General features: G+C 74.2%; 1 protein-coding gene. It reads right to left on the bottom strand.

What is annotated here, in order from left to right:
- Positions 1-955: 955 nt before the first annotated feature.
- Entirely contained in the window at positions 956-1,054 is a 99-nt protein-coding gene (locus tag ABFX50_RS51780; protein WP_428834743.1) for a CDGSH iron-sulfur domain-containing protein, read from the bottom strand.
- Positions 1,055-1,077 lie beyond the last annotated feature (23 nt).

Here is a 1,077-nt window from a genome sequence, read left to right as displayed (position 1 = left end):
CTCGGGGAGGTCGTGGCCGCATGATGGACTACGTGCTCCCGCTGCGATGGGAGGACGACGCGGGCCTCGAGGAGCTGACCGCCTACCTGCGGACCCTGAGCCGCCACGTGCGGATCATCGTGGTGGACGGCTCCCCTTCGCCGCTGTTCGAGCGCCACGCCGTCGCATGGGACGGCCTGGCGACGCACGTCAGGCCCGCGAGCGAGCTGCGCTTCGCCAACGGCAAGGTCAACGGCGTGACCACGGGCATGCGCCTGGCCAGGGCCGAGCACGTGGTCATCGCCGACGACGACGTCCGCTACGACCAGCCCGCTCTGGCCAGGGTGGAGGCGCTGCTCGCCGACGCCGACCTGGTCCGCCCGCAGAACCACTTCTGGCCGCTGCCGTGGCACGCGCGCTGGGACACCGCTCGCAGCCTGCTCAACCGCAGCCTCGGCGCCGACTACCCCGGCACGTTCGGGGTGCGCCGCTCCTTCTTCATCGAGATGGGCGGATACGACGGAGACGTACTGTTCGAGAACCTGGAGCTGATCCGCACCGTGCGAGCGCACGGCGGCAGGGAGCTGCGCCCTCTCGACCTCTACGTGCGGCGGCTGCCGCCCGAGGCGGCCCGCTTCTGGGACCAGCGGGTGCGCCAGGCCTACGACGACCTGGCCCAGCCCGCCCGCATGGCGCTGTTCCTCTCCGTGCTTCCCGCGGTCGGGCTCTGCCTGGCCCGGCGCCGCCACGGCCTGCTGGGGGCGGGCGCGGCGCTGGCGGTGGGCCTGGCGGAGGCGGGGCGGCGCAGAGCGGGAGGCCGACGCGTCTACCCCGCGACGGCGGCGCTGTTCGCCCCTGTCTGGATCCTCGAACGCGCCACCTGCAGCTGGCTGGCCCTGGCCGCAGCGCTCGGCGGCGGCGTGCCGTACGCGGGGCGCAGGCTGAGGACGGCGGCCCACTCGCCGCGGAGCCTGCGTCAGGCCGCGGGGTCGGGCTCACTCGTGGCCCGGAAACCCGTCGACTTGTGCGAGCCGTCGCAGAACGGCTTGACCGAGGAGCGTCCACACCTGCACAGCGCGACGGTCGCCCGGCCCGGCG

The sequence above is a fragment of the Nonomuraea recticatena genome (genome assembly GCF_039533245.1).
GTDB lineage: Bacteria > Actinomycetota > Actinomycetes > Streptosporangiales > Streptosporangiaceae > Nonomuraea > Nonomuraea roseola.
Note: the sequence above shows the minus strand (reverse complement) of the source record. Positions and strands in the feature narration are given on the sequence as shown.